Origin of the sequence: Mesorhizobium sp. M0136, from assembly GCF_040322515.1 — a bacterium.
GTDB lineage: Bacteria > Pseudomonadota > Alphaproteobacteria > Rhizobiales > Rhizobiaceae > Mesorhizobium.
In genome coordinates this window covers 1-724 of the sequence record NZ_JAMYTP010000070.1, presented here as the reverse complement: position 1 = coordinate 724, position 724 = coordinate 1, and the positions used below count along the sequence as shown (strand labels likewise).

General features: G+C 59.5%; 2 protein-coding genes. One reads left to right on the top strand and one right to left on the bottom strand.

Annotated elements, in window-relative coordinates:
* Positions 1 to 353: transposase (locus NKJ35_RS30805; protein ID WP_352651398.1), on the top strand; the 353-nt coding region annotated here is incomplete at its 5' end.
* 250 nt (positions 354 to 603) lie between these two features.
* Here NKJ35_RS30805 and NKJ35_RS30800 read toward each other — a convergent pair.
* Positions 604 to 724, bottom strand: a 121-nt coding sequence (locus NKJ35_RS30800; protein WP_352651400.1) for a transposase domain-containing protein, incomplete at its 5' end; no start/stop codon positions are given.

Genomic DNA, 724 nt, shown 5'->3' with positions numbered 1-724 from the left:
TCGTCGTCGACACGCCGATGAACCGTCGCATCTTCGACACCTACGTCGAAACGCAGCTCGCTCCGACGCTGGCAAAGGGCGATGTCGTCATTCTCGACAATCTCGCAGCCCACAAGAGCCCGCTCGCTGAGGCGGCGATCCGGGCCAGAGGCGCATGGCTTCTCTTCCTGCCGCCCTACAGCCCCGATCTCAACCCGATCGAAATGGCCTTCGCCAAGCTTAAAGCGCATCTGCGCGCAAAGGCCATCAGAACCATCGACGCCCTGTGGCAGGCCATTGGCGATATCTGCAATCTCTTCTCTCCAACAGAATGCAGAAACTACTTCTCTGCCGCAGGATATGGACTCACATGAACGTCCGACGCTCTAGAGCGTGCATAACGCTAGGGTGGCATAGCAGCCTACTCGCGCGTCAGCCTCTCACCGTCTCTATGATCGCCTTTGCCAGCGCCTCGCCCTCATGCACCGGCAACGGTCATAGAGCAGGTTGACCGCCTCCTCGCTCGGCAGAACGCCGGCTGGACAGGTTTGTTCGATCGCCATGCGAACGAGCTGTAGGCCAGTTCTTTCCCCGTAAATGTAGTTCTCATCGTAACCGCTGTTCTCAGGCCACGGCCTTGAGCGGCATAGGTCTGTAGGTCCAAGGCAGCAGATCGTCGATCTGGCTTTGTGGATGGCCGGCGACGATCCGGGCGATCACGTCAGCGAGGTAGGTGTGAGGCTCG